Source organism: Geomonas sp. RF6, assembly GCF_021044625.1.
In the GTDB taxonomy this organism is placed as follows: Bacteria; Desulfobacterota; Desulfuromonadia; order Geobacterales; family Geobacteraceae; genus RF6.
In genome coordinates this window covers 2,498,128-2,519,328 of the sequence record NZ_CP087999.1, presented here as the reverse complement: position 1 = coordinate 2,519,328, position 21,201 = coordinate 2,498,128, and the positions used below count along the sequence as shown (strand labels likewise).

Annotated in this window: 12 protein-coding genes; 4 read left to right on the top strand and 8 right to left on the bottom strand. The window is 56.4% G+C overall.

Features of this window, described 5'->3' with window-relative positions; genetic code table 11:
* Positions 1–72: 72 nt before the first annotated feature.
* Positions 73–1,542 carry an ATPase domain-containing protein gene (locus tag LPW11_RS10815; RefSeq protein ID WP_230998136.1) on the top strand — a complete coding sequence of 490 codons (1,470 nt, stop codon included), beginning with the start codon at positions 73–75 and terminating at the stop codon, positions 1,540–1,542.
* Positions 1,543–1,639: 97 nt separating this feature from the next.
* Positions 1,640–3,448: a sensor histidine kinase gene (locus tag LPW11_RS10810; protein WP_230998135.1), complete on the top strand. Its 1,809-nt coding sequence runs from the start codon at positions 1,640–1,642 to the stop codon at positions 3,446–3,448.
* A gap of 408 nt (positions 3,449–3,856) precedes the next feature.
* On the opposite strand, the gene LPW11_RS10805 is transcribed toward LPW11_RS10810, so the two are convergent.
* Complete coding sequence (locus LPW11_RS10805; RefSeq protein WP_230998134.1) at positions 3,857–7,744, bottom strand: PAS domain S-box protein; 3,888 nt, start codon at positions 7,742–7,744, stop codon at positions 3,857–3,859.
* A gap of 174 nt (positions 7,745–7,918) precedes the next feature.
* On the opposite strand from LPW11_RS10805, the gene LPW11_RS10800 reads away from it, so the two are divergent.
* A complete protein-coding gene (locus LPW11_RS10800; RefSeq protein WP_230998133.1) occupies positions 7,919–8,593 on the top strand; it encodes an OmpA family protein in 675 nt (224 codons plus the stop codon).
* Between the two features lie 414 nt (positions 8,594–9,007).
* Positions 9,008–10,603 carry a hydroxylamine reductase gene (hcp, locus tag LPW11_RS10795; protein WP_230998132.1) on the top strand — a complete coding sequence of 532 codons (1,596 nt, stop codon included), beginning with the start codon at positions 9,008–9,010 and terminating at the stop codon, positions 10,601–10,603.
* 574 nt (positions 10,604–11,177) lie between these two features.
* Here hcp and LPW11_RS10790 read toward each other — a convergent pair.
* From LPW11_RS10790 to LPW11_RS10760, 7 genes are all read right to left on the bottom strand, one after another.
* Positions 11,178–12,401 carry a deoxyguanosinetriphosphate triphosphohydrolase family protein gene (locus LPW11_RS10790; protein WP_230998131.1) on the bottom strand — a complete coding sequence of 408 codons (1,224 nt, stop codon included), beginning with the start codon at positions 12,399–12,401 and terminating at the stop codon, positions 11,178–11,180.
* An 83-nt stretch (positions 12,402–12,484) separates the two neighbouring features.
* Positions 12,485–13,192 (bottom strand): M48 family metallopeptidase, encoded by a 708-nt coding sequence (locus tag LPW11_RS10785; protein WP_230998130.1) that lies wholly within the window; start codon positions 13,190–13,192, stop codon positions 12,485–12,487.
* Positions 13,193–13,195: 3 nt separating this feature from the next.
* Complete coding sequence (locus LPW11_RS10780; protein WP_230998129.1) at positions 13,196–16,417, bottom strand: type I restriction endonuclease subunit R; 3,222 nt, start codon at positions 16,415–16,417, stop codon at positions 13,196–13,198.
* Between the two features lie 27 nt (positions 16,418–16,444).
* Complete coding sequence (locus LPW11_RS10775) at positions 16,445–17,635, bottom strand: restriction endonuclease subunit S (RefSeq protein ID WP_230998128.1); 1,191 nt, start codon at positions 17,633–17,635, stop codon at positions 16,445–16,447.
* Entirely contained in the window at positions 17,632–18,654 is a 1,023-nt protein-coding gene (locus tag LPW11_RS10770) for a virulence RhuM family protein (protein ID WP_230998127.1), read from the bottom strand. The genes LPW11_RS10775 and LPW11_RS10770 overlap by 4 nt, the downstream gene beginning before the upstream one ends.
* Entirely contained in the window at positions 18,651–20,168 is a 1,518-nt protein-coding gene (locus LPW11_RS10765; RefSeq protein ID WP_230998126.1) for a type I restriction-modification system subunit M, read from the bottom strand. The genes LPW11_RS10770 and LPW11_RS10765 overlap by 4 nt, the downstream gene beginning before the upstream one ends.
* Before the next feature lie 9 nt (positions 20,169–20,177).
* Complete coding sequence (locus LPW11_RS10760; RefSeq protein ID WP_230998125.1) at positions 20,178–20,783, bottom strand: restriction endonuclease subunit S; 606 nt, start codon at positions 20,781–20,783, stop codon at positions 20,178–20,180.
* Positions 20,784–21,201: the final 418 nt, after the last annotated feature.

Below are 21,201 nucleotides of genomic sequence, written 5' to 3'. Positions count from 1 at the left end.
CATGCCGTTAGGCTAAGGAGCCTCCTGTTTTTCGTGCCGTTATCCGAATTGTGACAAAACCGAGGAGACAGCATGGAAGTGTCAAAAAAGACAAAGGATCTACCCACCGGTATTCCAGGTCTCGACGAAATTTTACGAGGAGGCTTGAAAGCGGGCAAGATGTTCCTTCTCTCCGGAGCTCCGGGTACCGGGAAGACCACCTTTTTCATGCAATTTCTCGCAGAAGGGATTCGAAGCGGCGAACAGTGTCTCTATGTGGCTGTTGCCGGTGGATGCGAGGACCTCGCCGACATGGCACGGGACGCTGGCATTTTCCTGGATCCCGCCTTTTTCAGCACCCACTCCGTAGAGATCTCGGGTGAAATCATGGAAGGTCCCGAGCAAAGGATCTTCCATTCTGCGGAAATGGAGCCATCGGGGGCGATGATAGATCTGCTCGCAGAGGTCAGGCGTGTGAAGCCGCTGCGTCTCGTCATCGATTCCCTCTCTGACCTGCGACTTCTCTCCGAGGACCTGGTTAGCTTCCGTCGCTTCGTCCTTGCACTTCGTCGGGAATTCGCCGGCAACGAGTGTACCGTCCTTTTCACCAACAACATCGGGCAGAGCGATCTTGACACGCACATGGAGACCATCTGCCATGGTGTCATCCGGCTCGAGCAGGTAGCGGCCGAATATGGGCCGGTACACAGGCGCCTACTTGTTCAGAAAATGCGGGGCAGGGGGTACCGGAGTGGTTGGCACAGCTTTAAGATAGAGGCAGGCGGTCTGCGCGTCTTCCCAACCCTCACCGTAGACCCCCTCCGCTCTGAAAAGAGCCAGAGGGAGATCATTCCCACGGGCAACGAGGAGCTTGATCTCCTTTTCGGAGGCGGTATTGACCGTGGCACCACTACCGCGATCATCGGGGCCTCCGGCACTGGCAAGACAACGCTGGCCAGTCTATGCGTTTATGGACGGGCCCAAAAAGGGGAACCGGCTGTAATCTATTTATTCGAGGAGACAGAGGATTCGCTCAAGGAACGGGCGGCGGGATTGGGGATGCCGATGGACGACTTCATCGAGCAGGGACTGGTCATTCTCCACCAAGTCGATGTCGCGGAATTCTCTGCCGGTGAATTCGTCTGGAAACTTCTTCAGGACGTGGAGGAACGAGGTGTACGGACCGTCGTCATTGACACATTGACCGGGTATATCGCTGCTATGTCCGCCGAGAAACAACTGCACGCCCAGTTGCACCAGCTTTTGACTTATCTTGCACACAAGAAGGTGTCGACGTTCCTGATCATGGAACAGCATGGCATATTCGGCACAGAGAGCGGCGACGTAAGCAGTATCAGCTACCTTGCCGACACGATTCTTCTCCTGCGTTACTACGAGCACCGGGGCGCGATCAGGCGGGCCATCTCTGTAGTCAAGAAGAGAAGGGGAGCCCACGAAACCACGATACGGGGATTTACTCTCACCGCCGAGGGTATCTCTATAGGAGAGCCGCTGGTGAAAATGCAAGGGGTTCTGACTGGGGTGCCGAACCTTGAAGGGTAGCGGAGGTCCATACCACGGCAAGGATGAGCGGGTGATCTTACTCCTGCCGAAAAGCCGGGACGCGGAGTCGGTTCCGCGGGTGCTAGAGCAGGTCGGAGTGGCTTCGCTTGTGTGCGCGACTGAGGATCATGCCTGCGCCGAAATTGAAAAAGGGGTAGGAGCACTCATCATAGCCGAGGAATTGCTCACGCACCGGGTCGCTTACCGTCTGCGGGAGACGTTGGACCGCCTCCCCGCGTGGTCGGATATGCCGATCATAGTGCTTTTGCGGCAGGGCCCGCAGACAAAGAGCGTCCGAAACATTCTGCTGCTGCCGGGGGATGTGACACTTATAGCGCGCCCCCTGCGGGTAAATACGTTTGTGGCACACGTACATTCCGCCCTGCGAAGCAGGCGGCGCCAATATCTGGTGAGAGACCAGATGCTGGAACTGGAGCGGTCCGAGAGCCGCTACCGCACCCTGTTCAATTCCATCGATGAAGGCTTCTGCATAGTAGAAGTCATCTTCGATGAGAACGACAAGCCCGTCGATTACCTCTTTCTGCAAACCAATCCATCGTTCTCGAAGCATACCGGGCTCATCGACGTCCAGGGGAAGAGGATGCGGGCACTTGCGCCAGAACTCGAGGAGCACTGGTACGAGATATATGGACATATCGCTCTGACGGGAGAACCGGCGCGTTTTCAGCAGGCAGCAGCACAGCTGGGCCGGTGGTATGACGTCTTTGCCTTCCGCTACGGAAACGCGGAACGCCGGCAGGTGGCAATACTTTTTACCGACATTACAGCGCGAAAGCGGTGGGAGGACGCGCTAAGACGCTCTGAGAACAAGTTTGCCACCATTTTCAATTCGGCCCCTGCTCTTGTTGGCATAACCACTCTTAAAGATGGTGAAATCATCGATGTTAACGAAAGCGCCCTCCGCTTTCTTGGGTACCGGCGGGAGGAAGTGATCGGCAAAACCACACGTGAGCTGGGGTTGTGGGGCGATCAATCGGATCGCGTGACAATGTTACAGGCCATGGAGGAACAGCGGGGGATCCGCAATCTTGAAGTCAACTTCAGGGGAAAATCAGGCCAGACCTATACTGGACTCCTTTCCGCCGAGTTCATCGATGTCGACGACACCAGATACCTGCTCATCATGGTGCAGGACATCACGGGGAAAAAGCTTGCCGATCAGGAAATAGAGCGGCTAAATGCGAGCTTGGCCGCCCAGGTTGCGGAACTGAAAGGAGCAAACGAGGAACTGGAAGCGTTCAATCGAATGGTCTCCCACGATCTCCGTCAGCCGTTGAGTAGTATGGGCCTTACCGTTCAGGCACTTGAGTTGCTGTGCGGTGAGAACCTGGACGAGGCGTGCAGAAACTACGTCCAGTCGATTCACCATCGCGTAATCGTGATGAATGATCTCATCAGTACGCTTCTGGCCTTTTCCAGTTCCACCCGCCAGGAACTGCGACGGGAAACCATTAACCTGAGCTCGATGGCGAGGGGCGCCGCTGAGGAAGTGAGGTTGAACGAGCCCAATCGGAGGGTGATCTTCCGTATTGCCGAAGGGGTGACGGCGGACGGAGATGCTAGCCTACTGCGAGTGGTTCTCGCCAATCTCATCGGCAATGCTTGGAAATACACAGGGCCGCGGGAAGAAGCAGTCATCGAATTTGGTGTGACTGAGATAGAGGGCCAAGAAACCTTTTATGTGAAAGATAATGGAATTGGATTCGACATGGCAGATGCCGATGGGCTTTTTGCACCGTTCAAGCGTCTTCCTGGTGCTGATACCTTCAGAGGCTTTGGTATCGGCCTGGCAACCGTCAATCGCATAATTCAGCGGCACGGAGGACGGGCGTGGGCAACAGCTAAACGAGAAGAGGGCGCAACCTTTTACTTTACGCTGCCATAGTAGCGGATTTTGACCGGTCAACCACGTCTCGCGGCCATACAGCGGAACACATGAGCCATGGCTGTCGAAAAAGCGTGCTGGTATTCTGTGAAGTTCTAGTATCGCTACCTCCGCGGCTAATCACAAAGGAGATTTTATGTACGTTTTGCGGGGCCCCAAGTGAAAAAAAGATGTTTCAAGCGCTGCATCGGCTCTTCTGTTTACGATGAGTTGCTTATTCTTCAAAGCCAAGTTGACCGATACCACAGCCTGATAGAAGACTTCATCAAGCTGCGATGCACCGGTTGCGATATACCAGGCTACACAAACTGTTTAGATCGGGATGCTGCATCTGAATGTGGGGACGACACAGCGGAGTAAAGGGGTGTCAACACCGAGTACATTTTACGCACCCAAACTCCCCTTGAACTATTTCTCGTTGAGTTCCGTTGGCTGATCTAGAATGCTTCGGACTTTTTTCAGGAGTTCTGCGGGGGGGAAAGGTTTGTGAAGCAAAGGGACCTCCCCAGGGACTACTCCGCGCATAATGACAACGTCCTTCGTGTACCCACTCATAAAAATGGCTTTTATACCAGGGTGCAGGTTCTTAATCTTCTCGTAAAGCGCTTTGCCGTCCAGCTTCGGCATCACAACGTCCGTCGCCAGAAAGTCGATTTCCCCTTCATGTGCGATAAAGTGCTCCAGGGCATCCTGCCCGTCCCCCGCCTCAATGACCCGGTACCCAGCCTGCTCCAGGATCATTTTGTGTAGCTGCCTTACCGCTTCGTCGTCCTCAGCGAGAAGTATGGTTTCCTTCCCGCCCTGTACTGGGTATTCCTCTGCAGACACTTCAGCGTGCTGTGGGACCTCCTCGAGCAGTGGCAAATAGATTTGACAAGTGGTGCCGGCGTGGAGGGCGGATTGAACCGCTATGTAGCCGTTATGTTGCTTCACGATTCCGTACGTCACAGCCATCCCGAGGCCCGTCCCTTTGCCGAGAGCCTTTGTCGTGTAGAAGGGCTCGAAGATGCGGCGCTTAGTCTCCTCGTCCATGCCCACACCTGTGTCGCTTACTGAAAGGCAAGCGTAGTCCCCCAGAGCACCGAATCCATGAACGTGCAGGAACCCAGTATCCATCGAAACCTTTGACCCCGCCAGGACTAGAGTCCCCCCTTGGGGCATCGCATCTTTGGCGTTTGTAAGGAGATTCATTAGCACCTGTTCGAGCTGCCCCTGGTCCGCCAGCACTACGAGGTCTTCCTTAGGCATATTTACTGTGAAATCGATGTCCTCTGGGATAATTCGAGCGAATACCTTCTTAAACTCTGACACAGCCTGTTGGAGAACCACTGGCTTCGTCCGCAGTACCTGCTTACGGCTGAAAGCGAGGAGCCGTGCTGTCAGCTCTGCTGCGCGCCCGGTGGCGAGCTGTACTTGGCTGGCGTAACCGCGGAGAACGCTGTCTTCCTCCAGACGTATGGCAAGTATGTCGGAATACCCCATAATAGCCGTTAAGATGTTGTTGAAGTCATGGGCTATTCCTCCTGCAAGTTGCCCCACCGCTTCCATCTTCTGCGCTTGATGTAGTTGCACCTCCAGTTGACCACGCTTCTCCTCTGCGTGATGGCGCTCCGTAACATCCCTGCTGATCCCAATGAGGCCGCAGGCAGTGCCGTCGGGGTCGTAGAATGGCGTCTTCAGTGTTTCTAGAAGCACACGACGGCCGTCCGGGTAGTTTACCCACTCTTCGTACCGGAGAGTCTGGCGTTGCGTCATCATCTGGTTGTCCATCTCACGAAAGAGTGCAGCTGCTTCACGCGGGAAAATATCAAAGTCCGTCATGCCGGTCAGCTCCTGCTCCGTTCTGCCGGCGAATGTTGCGAAAGCTTTATTGCAACCAAGGTAAGTGCTGCTGTGGTCTTTGAAGAAGATGAGGTCCGGGATGGAGTCGAGCAGCGCTCGCAGGAGGGCTCGCTGTTGATCAGAGCTGGCGGCGAGAGCACGATATTCTTCTGCGGCGGAGCGCAGCGTCTCAGTAGCTTCGCGATGGCTAGCCCGCGTCCGTAATGCACCAATCCCATAGGCCAAGTCATTGGCAAGTTGCATCATGAGTTCGACTTCTTCTGGATCGAAGGCGTCCGGCTCCGCCGAATAGATGCTGATTGCTCCATGTTGGACTTCAGAGAGGAGAGGCACTGCAAGAATTGATCGGAATCCGTGCGACTCAGCCCGCTGGCGCCATCCCGCGGTGGGCGGCGCAAGCTCGATGTCAGCTACGTAGGCCGGGGCTCCGGTGCGAATTGCAGTCCCAACGGGGCCTTGTTCGATGTCAGCATCATCCCAGGTTATCTGCAGTGTCTGTACATAACCACCTGTGTCACCAGCCTCCGCAACAGCCCTGAATGCGCGCGGGGCATCTTTTTCGGCGTAAGCGACCCAGGCCAACCTATGCCCACCCTCCTCAACGACTAGCCGACAAATGTCATTGAGGAGTTGTTGCTCGTTGCTCGCCCGCACCAGGGCTTCGTTGCATTTGGTAAGAGCTCGCAGGGTGCGGTTCAGGTGCACCATAGCGTTCTCAGCGCGACGGCTTTCCGTTATGTCCTTGACGAATCCGAAAAGGAAGGACTTGTTATGCAGGGTTATCTTTCCTGCGGAGACCGCCACAGTGAGGTAATGCCCATCCTTGTGGCGGAATGTAGTCACGAGGCTATCTGCAAAGCCCTCCTTCTGCACTGTCTCGATTAGTCTGCGACGATCCCCTTCATTGGTCCAGATCCCCAGCTGCAGCGCGCTCTTTCCGATCACGTCCTCTGCGGCATATCCGGTGACCTTTGTGAACCCCGGGTTGACATCAGTGAAGACGCCATCCTCAAAACCACTTATGGAAAGGTACTCTGGAATTACGTCAAATGCGGCCCGGAATAGCTGATACCCCTCTCTGGCAGCGAGTTCTGCCTTTTTAAGATCAGTGATGTCCTGATTTGTTCCGTACAGCTTGATGATGTTCCCAGCGTCGTTGCAGGCGACCCGGAACCGCACCACCATGTACCGGGTTTCTCCGTCACGCCGAAGAATCGGGTGCTCTACCTGCACCATGTAGTCGCAGTTGCGGCTGGCGAGGGCGCGTTCAATCCCCGCAGGGACCATGCCGGCACACTCTGAAGGTAAAAATCGCATATACTGCTCACAAGAGAGAGAATATCCTCCTTCTCGCTCGGCGGTGGTGCCGTAAAGGGCGTAGAATTCGTCATTAAATCGGAACAGCCCGCTGGCAACATCATATTCCCACTGTACAAGCGACGCGAGTTCAGCCGCGAAGACTAACCGTTCCCTGTTCTCTCGCAACTCCTCGGCGGCCTGCTCGCGCTCCGTAACGTCGCGTATCGCAACTATGGCAACCGTGTCCTCCCGCAACGTGAGGTGCGACACCCGACATTCCACCGGGAAGGCCCTTCCGTCCCTTGCACGATGCCGGATAGCATGGGCGAGATTAGGGGCAGCAGCAACGTCAATGTTCCCGAGGACAGTTATCTTCTGCCCGACAAGCGCGTCACGGGTAAAGCCATAGAGGGAGCAGGCGCTGTGGTTAGCCTCGACTATTGCATCTGTCTCTGTGTTAACCAGTACGACGGCATCGCTTTGCATCTCGAAAAGTTGGCTAAACTTCTGCTCCTTTTCAGCTAGTTGCCGCTCATTCCTGGTGCTTAGACGCACCAGCAAAAAGGCAGCCGAGGAAAAAAGAATCGTAAGCACCACAGCAAAGAGGGCGATCTCGCTACGGAATTTGTCATACACCGCCATGTAGGTGCTCTTAGGTGTGCCAACGTAGAGAGCCCCGATTATATTCCCATCAGCATTTTTGATGGGGTCGTAGGCAGTGAGGGAGGGTACGCCAAGGACAAGAGCCTCGCCGCGATAACTGGTTCCGTGGTTGAAAAGTGCGATCCGTGGTGGCCCCTGCAAGACGGTGCCGATAGCGCGACTACCATCCTGCTTGAGCGCGTTCGTCGCGATGCGACGGTCGCCAAGGAAAATGGTGGCGGTGCCCCCGAAAATCTCCGACACGGTGTCCGGTAACTCATTCCTGCCGTTGAGAACATAATTGCCGACAAGGAGTTGCCCATTCTGCACCGTAAAGCCGTGCCCCTTGCTCGCCAACAATTTTTTGAACGTGCGCAAGTGTTGATCCTGCTCACGCAGCACCCACTGTTCCGCTGACTCTCGTACTTGCTGGAGGAAGAAGACCGTGGAGGTCGCTAGGGCCAACGCAACGAGCAACACATTAAGATATAAGAATCTTTTTGTCTGGAACATGCTCTACCTCTGCAGTCCGCAGCCAGGGGCTTCTTGGCTGCATGTCCAAAGTGATTTTCAGGACGAGGATTTGTGTGTTATAAGGGACCGCCTACATAAGGAACCACCTACTTTGTACCCTCATGTTAGCGCGATAGGCAAATAAATTTGCAGTAGTAGTGAAAGGAGGAGGAGATGAAATCGAACCGCATTGCAAAGGGCATCGTCTGTGCTTCAGCAGTCGCCGTTTTGGCGAGCGGGTGTGCAACAAACCCCGATGGTAGCTACGAATACAAGAGGAGCGCCATCGGCGGAGTGGGGGGTGCCGCGTTGGGTGCTGGTGTCGGCGCGATCTTCGGTGGGGGTAAGGGAGCGGCGATTGGTGGATTGACCGGCGCGGTAGTTGGAGGCGGTATTGGGAACTATATGGACCGTCAGGCCGCTGCCTTGAAGAAGAGTATGCCCGAAGCGGAAGTCGTGCGTGACGGTGACAAGGTATTCGTTGCCTTACCATCAGGCATTCTCTTCGATACTGGGAAAGATGCCTTAAAAGCGTCGGCTAAAGAATCCCTAGCAAAAGCCGCAGCCACGCTAAAAGGCTCAGAGACCAACATCATTATTCAAGGTCACACAGATTCCACAGGCTCCGATGCGATTAATCAGCCATTGAGCCAAAAACGGGCCAACCATGTTCGGGATTTTCTAGTAGCCAATGGCGTACCAGGTTCCCGGATGACGGCCATTGGGTACGGATCAAGCCGCCCTGCTGTGCCTAACGATACTGCTGAAAATCGTGCGCTGAACCGTCGTGTGCAGATGGAAATTAGCCCCAACGAAAAGGCCAGGGCGCAAAACAGCGGCAACAACTAGAGCGTGATTAACGATCCCCGAATCGACTCAGCAGGATAAGCAAGCTTGCAATGAAGTGAGGGGATCGAAAGTCGAGCAATCTTTCCCCTTTTCATCGCAAAGCACCACCCATAAATATTCGAGTAACAAGGCTGCAATGTCGAGCGAGCTCGCCATAGGACCTGAGTATATTGGAATGGACAATGTTACTAACACCGGAAGGGACGTGAAAGAAGGTCGGACCTCCTGTACAACCTCCGTGCTGATGGCCCGTTCGTGTCGTACATCCCTGTCGGTAGAGCCTAGGTCACCTCAACTCCGCGCTGAAAACTTCCAGACGAAGCTTTATTAAATCTTGTTTTAATTTTTACCAGATTCTGCTATATCATCGGCATTGTTATGGAATGGGTATTACATCGCAAAGGAGGCACACCAATGTTTTGTTACCAATGTGAGCAGACAGCAAATGGGACGGGATGCAACATTTCGGGCGTATGCGGCAAGAAGCCGGACGTGGCCGCGCTGCAGGATCACCTCGTCTATGGTCTTAAAAGCCTCGCCCTCTACGCGGACAAGCTGGGGCGGAACCCGGAGATAGACCGCTTCACCATCGAGGGACTCTTCACTACCGTTACCAATGTTGCCTTCGAGCCGGCAGGAATTGGCGCGATGATTAAGCGCTGCTACGAGTTGAAGGAAAAAGCGAAGGCACTTTCCGCGGCGGTGGTTAGCGGCCCCTATGCCGAATGGAAACCCGCCGAAGACGTCGCAGGGATGGCGGCGCAGGGCGAACTGTATGGCCTCAAAACGCAACATGAGGACGATGACACCCGCTCCGCCCTCCACATCCTCATGTTCGGGCTCAAAGGGATGGCCGCGTACATGGACCACGCCATGATCCTGGGCCAGAGCGACGATGATGTGCTGGCTTTCTTCCAACGCGCCTTGGCTGCCACCACCGATTCCACCCTCGGCCTGATGGACTTTGCAACCCTCGCCTTAGAGTGCGGAAAGCACAACCTGACGGTGATGGGCCTGCTGAACAAGGGCAATGTTGGCACCTACGGCCACCCGGTGCCGACACCCGTGCAGCTCGGGACGAGAGCGGGAAAGGGGATACTGGTCTCCGGGCACGACCTGAAGATGCTGGAAGAGCTGCTGAAGCAGACTGAAGGGAAGGGGATCAACATTTACACCCATGGTGAGATGCTTCCGGCCCACGGGTATCCCGAGCTGAAGAAGTTCAGCCACCTCACCGGCAACTTCGGCGGCGCATGGCAGGACCAGGCAAAGGAGTTTGTTGATTTCCCCGGCGCAGTCATATTCAACACCAACTGTATCCAGCGTCCCGCCCAATCCTACACCGACCGCCTCTTCACCTGGGGGCTGGTAAGCTGGCCCGGGGCCAAGCATGTAGAGGGATGGGATTTCTCCGCAGTGATCGAGAAGGCACTCGAATGCCCAGATCTGCCTGAGAATCCGGGCAAGGAGATCCTGACCGGCTTTGGCCACAATGCAGTCCTTGGTGTAGCGGACAAGGTAATTGAAGCAGTGCAGGCTGGGAAGATCCGCCATTTCTTCCTGATTGGCGGGTGTGACGGTGCGAAAACCGGGCGCAACTACTATACCGAGTTTGCAGAGAAGGCACCGGAAGACACTGTCATACTTACCCTCGCCTGCGGCAAATACCGCTTCAACAAACTCGACTTTGGCGATATAGGAGGCATCCCGCGGCTCCTGGATGTCGGGCAGTGCAACGACTCCTACTCGGCCATCCAGATAGCACTTGCCTTGGCGGACGCCTTCAAGTGCGGCGTCAACGACCTGCCTCTCTCACTCGTACTCTCCTGGTACGAGCAGAAGGCGGTGGTGGTGCTCCTGACCTTGCTCCACCTGGGGATCAAGAACATCAAGCTCGGGCCGTCGCTCCCAGCCTTCATCACCCCGAACGTCCTCAGCTTCCTCGTGGACACCTTCAACATCGGACCTATCACGACTGCCGACGCTGATCTCCAGGCAATTCTGGGCTGAGGCTGAGACGTCATATCCAAATCGCCCCGCCGGCACCGGCGGGGCGGCTGTTGAAAGCGATGCGTAATTCTTCCTAAGCTACTTAAGCGGAAGCGCCACTGTCTCCAGTCTGAACACCCGTTTGAGCCTCTCTCAGTCGTTCCGTCTCCTCAACTTCCTGTAGTTGGTGCTGGTAATATTCCGGGACAGACCTGAACATTACCCCGGCGTGCTCCTCGGGCGATGAGGGCACAACGTTGGCAGACAGAGAAAACACAAGAGCTCGATAAGTATGCAGATGATTAAAAGGGAGCTGGGGGCTTAGGCCTCACCGCCCTATCAGCTGTTTATGCCGAATATGAACCTCTAAGGCTCCCATCCATTCCTGTCGATGGATTCGCCATTTCTGCAAGGGAATGGAATTCATTCCTAACTCGGAGCAACGCCGGCACTGCGCCACCTCCCTCCAGAGAAGACGACAGCAGCGACGCCACTTCGCTGCCGTCGGGTCCACGCCGCATCCATTGACAAAATTGCCCTCACAGATCCCCTCTCCTCCTTTTCAAGTGAACGCACTGGCGTCTACTGCCACCACTTAAAATTTCATCACATCATTGAAGCACTTCACGGCAAAGTGGTCGCTCATACCGGAGATGAAGTCAAGGATTGACCTGACGTATTGTATTTCATCAGACGCTGCATAGATAATTTTATTCTTGTATTTTCGCCTACTCCTGAGGTCCAAGTCACAATCGGAGTATTTCAGGAGCCACTCGCAGAAGGTTGGGACGATGGTCGGATATGATGGAGCGATGGCGAACAGCTTTTTGTACAAATCTTTGTTTCTGTAATGCGATAGCAAAAATTCGAAGATTGATTCGAGTACGACGTTAGCATATTTTTTGTAGTAGGTAAGTCTTTTGTGGTAATAGATATTCTTATAGTTAAAGGCCTTAATCAGGTTGATGAATTCTAGATACTCTTTAGAAAAACAGATGCCTTGTTTGGGACTGCTGCAATGACAAAGATCAAGTATAAAGTGATGCATCAGAATGGTGTTATTCACCTCTCTTACATCTATTTTTGTAAGAGTTTTTATTATGGCTGCAAGTTCTCTCAGCTGAGATCTATCGAGGATTCGCAAACTGATCGCATCCTCAATATCTCGACCCAGATAGGAGATCTTGTCAGCTATTTTCACTATGCACCCCTCCCACGTGTAGGGGGAGAACTTGTTGGGCCGATCGATTTCGGACAAGTCGTTGAAGAAATCTCGTGGTAAGATGGCATTTTCGTCTACCTCGCCTGAATGGCAAACGATGCCGTCTCTTACTGCATATGTCAGGTTGAGATTATCCTCATTGCCGTTGGGATCTGGCAGCGTCTCAATGTTGTCTACAAACCACAGAGAGTTCCTCTCATGCCAAAAGACGTCGGTGATGTAGTCTTTGCCTAGGGTCTTGAGGATCGTCTCCCCCTCATGACCAAAAGGCGCGTGTCCAACATCGTGCCCTAACGCAATCGCTGAGCAAAGCTCTGTATTGAGCCCGAGCTCTTTCGATATGGTATAGCTCACGGAAGAGACATGACTGACGTGCTCGATGCGGGTGCAGACATGGTCGTTTTCCGTGGCGAAGAAAACCTGTGTCTTATGCTTCAGCCGCCTATACGCAGGACAATGCAGGAGCCTGTTGTAGTCGCGGGAGAATTCACTGCGGATTTCATCCGGCCGCTTGTACAACTTAGTCATCCTGCTGATGCACTTTTCCCACTTCGGTGAGCCAGGAAAGGCTCCGACACCCTCAAAGCTGGTTCCCATGATCCTCTACACCTCCCCCGGGAACGGCCAAAAGGTCCCGGTAGCCATGACAGCCATAATTCTCCGTGATGTAAATGGTGTGACTATTCAGCATAAAGATTTAGCTTCGCTCGCCTCTCCTCATACTCCGGCATCAGCCGGCCGAGGAGTGCCCAGAAGCGCGGGCCGTGGTGCTTTTCCGCGAAGTGACAGAGCTCGTGCATGATGACGTAGTCGATGCAGTCTTTGGGGGCCTTCACGAGGGAGAGGTTCAGGGTAATCCTGCCCGCCGACGAGAAACTACCCCAGCGGCTCCCCATTTGCCGCACGGTCATGGCGGGGAACCCTATACCTTCCCGCTCGGCCCTTTTATAGCAGGCCAGCAGTCGCTCGTGAAACACCACCTTCGCGTGAGTCCGGTACCAGCCATCGAGAAGGACCTTAGCCCGCTCCGGAGTCGGTTCCGCTTTGGTTGTAACCCGGAGGTATCCCCGCAGACACTTCACCGACTCGGCCTCTCCCTGCTCCAGCTTCAACCGATACTGCCGCCCCAGGTACCGATGCGTCTCCCCGCTCACGTAACGCCGTGGCGGCTGCTTTGGAAGATACCCCTCAAATTCACGTTGAGACCGGCTGATCCACCCGGCCCGCCGCAGGACATACTCCCGAATCGCTTCCGGCGTCGTGCCGTGCGGGGCTTTCACTGTGACGGAAAGATCCGGATGTACGCTGATGGCGAGGGTCTTTCTCTCTGAATACTGGTAACGGTAGGTGATCTCCACGCTACCCCAGGTGACACTGTCGGGATGCATCGGCTATCCGCCTGCCAGTTTCTTCGCGATGGAGAGGCAGCGCTCGATGATCACGTCCATGTCAGCTGTCGAAAGGCCGACGCCGAGCCTGTCTCGCGCCTCGAAAAGATAGTCGTCTATGGCGTTCTGCATGTCCTTCATTACGTCTTCCATGGTGTGCCAGTCGCGGCGTTTCAGGCTGCCGATGATCTCATCGATGGCGATGGCCATTTCGGTGGCCAGCTGTTTGCGCTCCGCCTGCTCCGGGCCGTATCCCTCAAGCACCTCTCCCACCACGCCGTAAAAAGACCGTGCCTCCTTGTAATGGGTGAGCTGATCCGGCAGCTCCGCCTCATGCCCTTGCCTGACCGTTGCCAACTGGTCGGCCACCTTGCGCAGGTACTCGGCGTCGGAGATCCGGCCGCTGCGGTAATCATCGATGGCCTGTTGCACTAGGTCGGCGAACTTGCGGTAGAAGACGGGGTCCTCGTCCATCTTTTCGTGAATGGTCTTCACCAGGCGGCTGGCAATGGTGTCCGCCTTTGCCGCGGCGCCCACCCTGCGCTCCACTTCTTTATCGAAGGCCTCCACATCGAAGATGTTCACGAGCTCGGTCACCACCTCGACGTCAGGCGCCTGGATGTGACTGTCCATAACCTTACGGATCTGCTTCTCGTATTGGCTGTAGTCGATCGTCTCGGCGAAGCGCTGCTGCACCGAGGCCCGCAGGCTGCGGAACAGTTTGAGGTCCTCCTTGTAGGCGCTGATGCGCTCCGCCGGCGTATCCTCGTAGAAGTGCTCGGTGCCGAGCGCCACCGCCAGGGTCTTCTGGTATGCCGTGAGCGCTTCGTAGAAGGCCTGCCGCCGGTCTTCTGGAGCGAGGTGCTGCTCCATCGCCTCGATGTCGCGCTTGTTCCTAACCTCCTTGAAGACGTCCCACAGGTCCGTGTGCCGCTGCGGTAGGGTGCGCACCTCCGCATGCGTGTCGATCACGGCGCCCCCGAGGTCGACGTCGGCGGCGTCGAACCCCTCCAGCTTGTCGTAGGTGTTCATCGCCTGGTTCAGCTCTCCCAGAATGCCGCGGTAGTCGACGATATATCCGAACTCCTTGCCGGTGGCGAGGCGATTCACCCTGGCGATCGCCTGGAGAATGTTGTGCTCCTTGAGCCCTTTGTCGATGTAAAGGACGGTGTTGCGCGGCTCGTCGAAGCCGGTCAGGAGCTTGTCCACCACGATGAGGATCTCCACCCCATCCTCCCGGCCGAAGGAACCGATGAGCTCCTTGAGGTAGCGCTCTTCGGAGCCGAAACGCCCCATCATCTCCTTCCAGAAGGCGTTGACGCAGGTTTCGTCTTCCTCTTCCGTGGAGTCGTGCTCCTTGCGGGTATCCGGCGGCGACATGATGACCTCCGCCTCCACCATGCCGTATTCTTTCAGGAATTTGCGGTAGAGGATGGCTGCGGTTCGGGAGTCGGCGGCAAGCTGGGCTTTGAGCCCGGTGCCCTGGACGTTCTCGCGGTAGTGGGCGCTGATGTCGAAGGCGATCATGCGCAGGCGCTGTTCGGCCTTCTGCACCACCTCCTTGGTGGCCATCTTCCGCTTCAGGTCGGCCTTCTGCGCATCGCTAAGGCCTGCCGTGACACGCTGGAACCAGCGCTCCATGGCGTCCCGATTCTGCTCGAGAATCGCCATGCGCCCTTCGTACAGAAGCGGCGCCACCGCTTCGTCCTCCACCGCGTTGCGCATGGTGTAGGAATGGATGAATCCCCCGAACTTGCGGGCGGTGCTCTTCTCGCTCTTAAGAAGCGGAGTGCCTGTGAAGCCGAGGTAGCAGGCGTGGCTGAAGACGCGCCGCATCTGGGCCGCAGTCGTGCCGTAGTTGGTACGGTGGCTCTCATCCACCAGCACGAAGATGTTGGGATTGGGGTCCTTGATGCCGTACTTGCCGCGCACCGTGGTGAACTTGTTGATGATGGTCGTGATGACGCTCGCCTTCCCCTCGGTGAGGAGGCGCACCAGGTGTTCCCCGGTGGTGGCCTTGGCGGCGCTCTTGCCGCACGCTTCGAAGGTGCGCCAGATCTGGTCGTCCAGATCGACACGGTCGGAGACTATGATGACGCGGGGACTGACGATTGCGGAATGCAGGGCCAAGGCCTTGGCCAGCATGACCATGGTAAGGGATTTCCCGCTCCCGGTGGTGTGCCAGATCACGCCACCCTGTCGCTGCCCCTCGTGCAGGGGAAGCACCCGCTCCACGGTCCGCTTCACCGCAAAGTACTGCTGGTAGCGGGCGATCTTGCGGACTCCCGCGTCGAAGACCACGTAGCCATAGACGAGCTCCAGCAGCCGCTCCGGCCGCAGCAACGCCCACAGGGTGCGGTCCTGGTTGGTGGGGAGCCGGTCCCCTGCGCTCCAAAGATCGGTGAAGAAGTCGCGCGCCTCGCGGAAGCTCTCCACCTCCTTCGCCTCCAGCGGTGCGAAGATCTGGGCCTCCACCTGCGAAGGGAGGCGCAGGTTGGCGGCAGCGTGGATCACGTCGTCGTGGCACCCCTCCTCCTTCCAGACGCTCCAGTACTTGCGCGGAGTACCTACGGTGGCATAGCGGATATCGTTGACACTGGTGGCTATGAGGAGCTGGGCGAATTGGAAAAGGTGGGGAACGTAGTCGTCCTTCTGGTTGCGCAGCTGCTGGGAGATGGCGATCTCAATCTGCTTCTCCCCCGCCTGGTGGTCCTTGTCCCGGCGCTTGCACTCGATCACCACGAAGGGGATGCCGTTCACGAACAACACCAGGTCGCAGCGCACCGTCTCGTGCGAGCGGGTGCGCTCCACCGTGAACTCGTTGGTCACGTGGTACTGGTTTCTCTCCGGGTGCTGCCATTCGATGTAGTGCAGGGAGCGCCCCTTGCGATCGCCGGCGATGGTCTGATCGAGGCTCGTCCCCAAGGTGAGCAGGTGGTAGATCTTCTCGTTGGTGCGCACCAGCCCGTCGAAAGGCTCCGAGGTGAGCCGTCTGATCGCCTCGGCGATGTTGGCGTCGCTGAAAAGGTGGCTTTCCCCCTTGACCTCGATGCGGTTATTCGCCTCCAGCCAAGGGCGCAGCACCTCGGTGAGCACCACCTGGTCGGCACGGCCGTTGCGCAGCCGCAGCGCCTCCTCCCGGCTCAGGTAACGCCACCCCAGGGCGCTCAGGAGCTGGATAGCCGGGATAACCGAATCGAAATCTTCAAGGTAAGAAAGCCTCATCCTGCCTCCCTCAAACAGTTCATAGCATCACCTGCATGAAACCTTCACCCGCACCTTTCCGGTCAAAAGCTTCTGCATGAGCCCTTTCTTCTGCTCGCGCAGAGCGTCTAGTTGATCACGTAGGAGAGTGATTTCCTGGTCCACGGCACGAAAGACCTTGGCAAGGGCTTGTTGCTCCGGCTTTTCTGGAATGGTCACCTTAATTTCTGCAAAGTGCCGCCATTTTAGATTTAAGGTGTCGTCGACTAACCCCTGTGAATGACGATGGAACATGTGTACTACTGTAGGGGATTTGAAAAGAAGGGCCATGAACTCGCCATCGACGCTATCTTTCGGCGTAACTATTGTGTAAGCAGGGCTAACGATACCCTCTAGCTGGGAGAGACCACATACTCCTTGCCACATTCGCATCGTGTTATAGCCTATGTCGCCAGGGCAGATTCGGAGGTACCTACTTTTGTCTTCGCTTGAGGTGTCTCTTCGAATCAAATCATCACGGCTCACGACGCCGTTTTCACCTGTAATGGCGACAAGGGGTAGATCTGGATGATCAGGCTCCATTCGATTAGTAAATACATCTCGTAGATGAACCGTTTGCCACGGTTTTTGGAAAGACGAAAGCCGCCGCTTCCCGGTCACAAGTTGCTGAATGAGCCAAGAACGGCGCACTTCTTTGGCGGTAATTACCTCTTCAAGGAATTTTTGGGCGCTGTACCAAGTTTCCAGTACCTCAGAGATTTTTTTCTGCTCTTCAACGGGAGGAACAGGTACAACCAGAGACGCAAAACGCTCCACGCCCAAGTGAGCAATAGAGGTCGTTCTCGATGCTATGGCTTGGAAGTGACCTGAAAGACGGCAGTAAGTGAAAAGATGCTGAGCGAACTCGGGATCTACGTGCGCACCCGCCTGGAAGCGGATCAGAGTATTTTGATAACAGCAATCCGGTGGGTTCCCTCGATACATTGCCGATCTTCCCACCAACTCGAGACTCTGCCCTTCGTTCAGCAGTATGTCCCCATCCTTGAGGTGAAACCGTTCAATTTCTGCCTCGGTAAAAGGCATCTCGAGCACGTCTGAAGCGTCTATGAAACCATCCTGAACATTCGCAACGCGCAGATAACGCTGTAGGATGCCTTTTGCGTGTGGAGAGCGTTGCCGTCCTCCCTGGACGCTACCTATCTCATCCACCCGCATTTTCCGCCAATCCTTGGGAATCAAGATGCCCCCTTCGTTTTTTTCGGCAGTGCAGACTTCTCAATCCGCGCCAACGCCTCAAGATCTACCCGATCCGCTGCCAGCCGCTCCGCCTCGCGCCGATGGGCGTCGAACTTTTCGTAGCGGCCCAGAGCCAGTTTCTCCGCCACCGCGGACTTGATGCGCCCGGCATGTGTCAGCACGTCGCGCTCGTTGAAGGACAGGAAGGCATCCAGTCTCTCTTCCCAATCCCGCATGGTCATCTGCTTGCGCCGCCGCGCCTGGTCATCGGCGTAGTCGAGGTACATGGCGACGATGCGGTTCAGCTCGTCGATCTCCTCCTGCTTCAGGTAGTTCTTCGCGATGGTCACATCCTTCTTGCGGACGCGGCCCCCTTCCCATGACATAAGCCCCATATTGAGCAGCCCGGTATTGCTGCGCTCGCAGATGATCTCTGGCGCGGTGTGGCCGGTGATCGCCCAGAGCATCTTGTTCTGTACCTTCTTGAAGAAGAGCTGCGCCGCTTCGCTCCGCGAATCGTAGTCGACGCTGGTGGTGTAGATGTCGCGCACCTTCTGGTAGAACCGCTTTTCCGAGGCCCGGATGTCCCGGATTCGTTCGATGAGCTCGTCGAAATAGTCCCAGCCGCCGGGCTCCTTCAGCCGCTGGTCGTCCATGGCGAAGCCCTTCACAAGGTACTCGCGCAGCGTGCTCGTCGCCCACTGCCGGAACTGTGTGCCGCGCGGGGAACGGACCCGGTAGCCGACGGCAAGAATCATGTCCAGGTTGTAGAGCTGGATCTTTCGCTTAACCTCTCGTCCCCCTTCGATTTGAACTGTCAAGGATTCCTTGACAGTTGCCTCCTCAGGAAGTTCCCCCTCGTCCAGAACGTTCTTGATGTGCAGGCTGATGTTCTGCTTGGTGCTCTGGAATAGCTCCGCCATCTCCATCTGAGTCATCCAAACCGTGCCGTCCTCCACCCGCAGCTGCATCGCTACGCGACCGTCTTCGGTCGTGTAGATGATCAGTTCCCCTTTGGTCATAGACCGAGCTCCTTCAAGTAGACAGCCATCTGCTCGCGCACCTCGGCTAGCTCCTTTTCGATGCCGACGATTCGCTCCTGCACCGCGACGATGTCCACCTCTTCCTCCTCTTCAAAGGTGTCCACGTAGCGGGGAATGTTGAGGTTGTAGTCGTTCTCGCGTATCTCCTCGCGGCTGGCCAGGTAGGAATACTTCTCTACGCTATGGCGGCTGCGGTAGGTCTCGACGATCTTCGCCACCTCCACGTCCTCGCGGATCCGGTTTTGGTTCTTGCTGCTCTCGAATTCCCGGCTGGCGTCGATGAAGAGGACCTCGGTGCGCTCATCCCTGTCCCTGCGGAAGATGAGGATGGCGGCCGGGATCCCGGTGCCGAAGAAAAGGTTTTGGGGCAGCCCGATCACCGCATCGAGCAGATTCTCCTCGATGAACGCCTGGCGAATCTTCCCCTCCGCTCCGCCGCGGAAGAGCACACCGTGCGGCACGACAACGCCGACACGCCCGGTGCCTTGCGTGGTTGTCTCCACCATGTGCGAGATGAAGGCGTAATCCCCCTTGCTCTTCGGCGCGATCCCGCGGTGCCAACGGTTGAAGCGCTTCGCTTCCTCTCCCGCCTTGTCGGCCCCCCACTTGTCCAGGGAGAAGGGAGGATTGGCCACCACCACCTCGAAGCGCATCAGCTTGTCGTTTTCGATCAGCTTCGGCTCCAGGAGGGTATCGCCCCACTCGATGCGCGTGCTGTTCTCGTTGTGCAGGAACATGTTCATCATGCACAGCGCCCAGGTGCCGCTGATCGCCTCCTGGCCGTAAAGGGAGTAATCGTTGCTCTTGTGGGCGGACCTCACCTGGCCCGCGCACTTTAACAGAAGGGAACCCGACCCAGCCGCGGGGTCGCAGATCCTCTCACCTGGCTGAGGGTCGAGCACCTTGGCGAGAAGGAGCGAGACCTCCGGAGGCGTATAAAATTCTCCCGCCTTCTTTCCGGCATCCGCGGCAAAGCGGCCGATGAGGTATTCGTACGCGCTACCGATGACGTCGAGATTGCCAATCCGGCTCGGGCGCAGGTTGAGCCGAGGATCCCCGAAGTCCTCCAGGAGGTGCTTGAGAATACGGTTGCGCTGCCGCGTGCTGCCCAGACGGGGCTCCGAATTGAAATCGATGTTGCGGAAGACGTTGGCGAGCTTGGTCTTGTTGGCCATCTCGATCTTTTCCAGACCGATGTTGATCAGCTCCCCGACGTTGGCCGCCTCGCGGTTGTCGTAAAGGTAGTAGAAGGAGCCTTCTTCCGGCAGCACGAAGCGCTCCCGCTCCATGCGGCGGTGGATCCTCTCCTCGTCGTCCCCGAAATGCTTCTTGTACTCGTCGTAGTGATCCTGCCAGACGTCGGAGATGTACTTTACGAAAAGCATGGTCAGGATGTAGTCCTTGTACTCCGTGGCATCTATGGTGCCCCGGAAGGTGTCGCACGCCTTCCAGAGGATGTCATTGATCTCCTGCTGAGATATCTTGCTCGTCATGGTGATTCGTTACTCCTTTGGATCGTGGGCCAGGCGGGACAAAAGCTGCTGGCCGGTCAAGCGATGCAGACGCTCGGTCTCCTCGACAAGTTGATGCAGCAACGACCTTTCCCGCGCCTGCAGGTCGGCAACAGCCGCAATGCGCCGCTGGACCTCCAAGGGAGGGAGCGGAATGACAATTTCGCCGAATTCACGGCGCGGGATCAGCGGAGTACCGGCACCGGTGCGTATCTCGTTCAACTGGGCTCTGACCCCTTCCTGGTTGATGCACCAGGCGAGGTACGGCGAGAGCACGTTTGCTTTCGGCTTGAGTATGTAGAACGTGAGGGGGGCGATAGCCGGCTGGGGGATGTCCGCGATGAGGACGGCGTAGTTGTTTGCGCCGCGGGACATAAACAGGATGTCACCGGGTATAACGTGATATTTTTCGGTGGATCGGGAAGGTGAAATACGGAGCGTGTGCTCCTCCCGGTAAAGGTACGGCTCGCCCTTGCGAAGATGCTGCGCAGTGATGACCTGCACGGCCCCGTCAGGCTCGCTCTCAATGGCACCTTTGGCTGAAAATCCGGACCGCACCTCGGCACAGTCCTCTATGCGCACAGTAGTCGGCTTCATGAGGCGACTATATGCCCGCCCACCCCCGCTGTCAATTATTTTTCAGAGTAATTACATTCATCCCATAAAATTTCTGAAACGGCGACCATGGCTGGGAGATAGACGCCCTGACCTGGGAGACGATCAAGAAGGAGCCGCTTGGGGGCATCTATCGAGCTAGGGGCCGGTTCCGGGTGGATCGTTCTGGCCACTCATGCAGGGAAAGAGCCACGCCTGAGACAGTCCGTGGGGGCTCTCGCCCCTTCGCATCGCTCGAGTCTCATAGCTGCGGTAGCGGGACCGTCTCTTCTCGTCACCCCCATCAACTCCGCAGGCCCACCCTGGTCCGCCATCTCCGCTTCGGCTTTTGTGAAGGCACAAAAAAAGTTATAGTAGCAAAAATATTTCACTTTATGTCACTTTCACACAACAAGAAGTT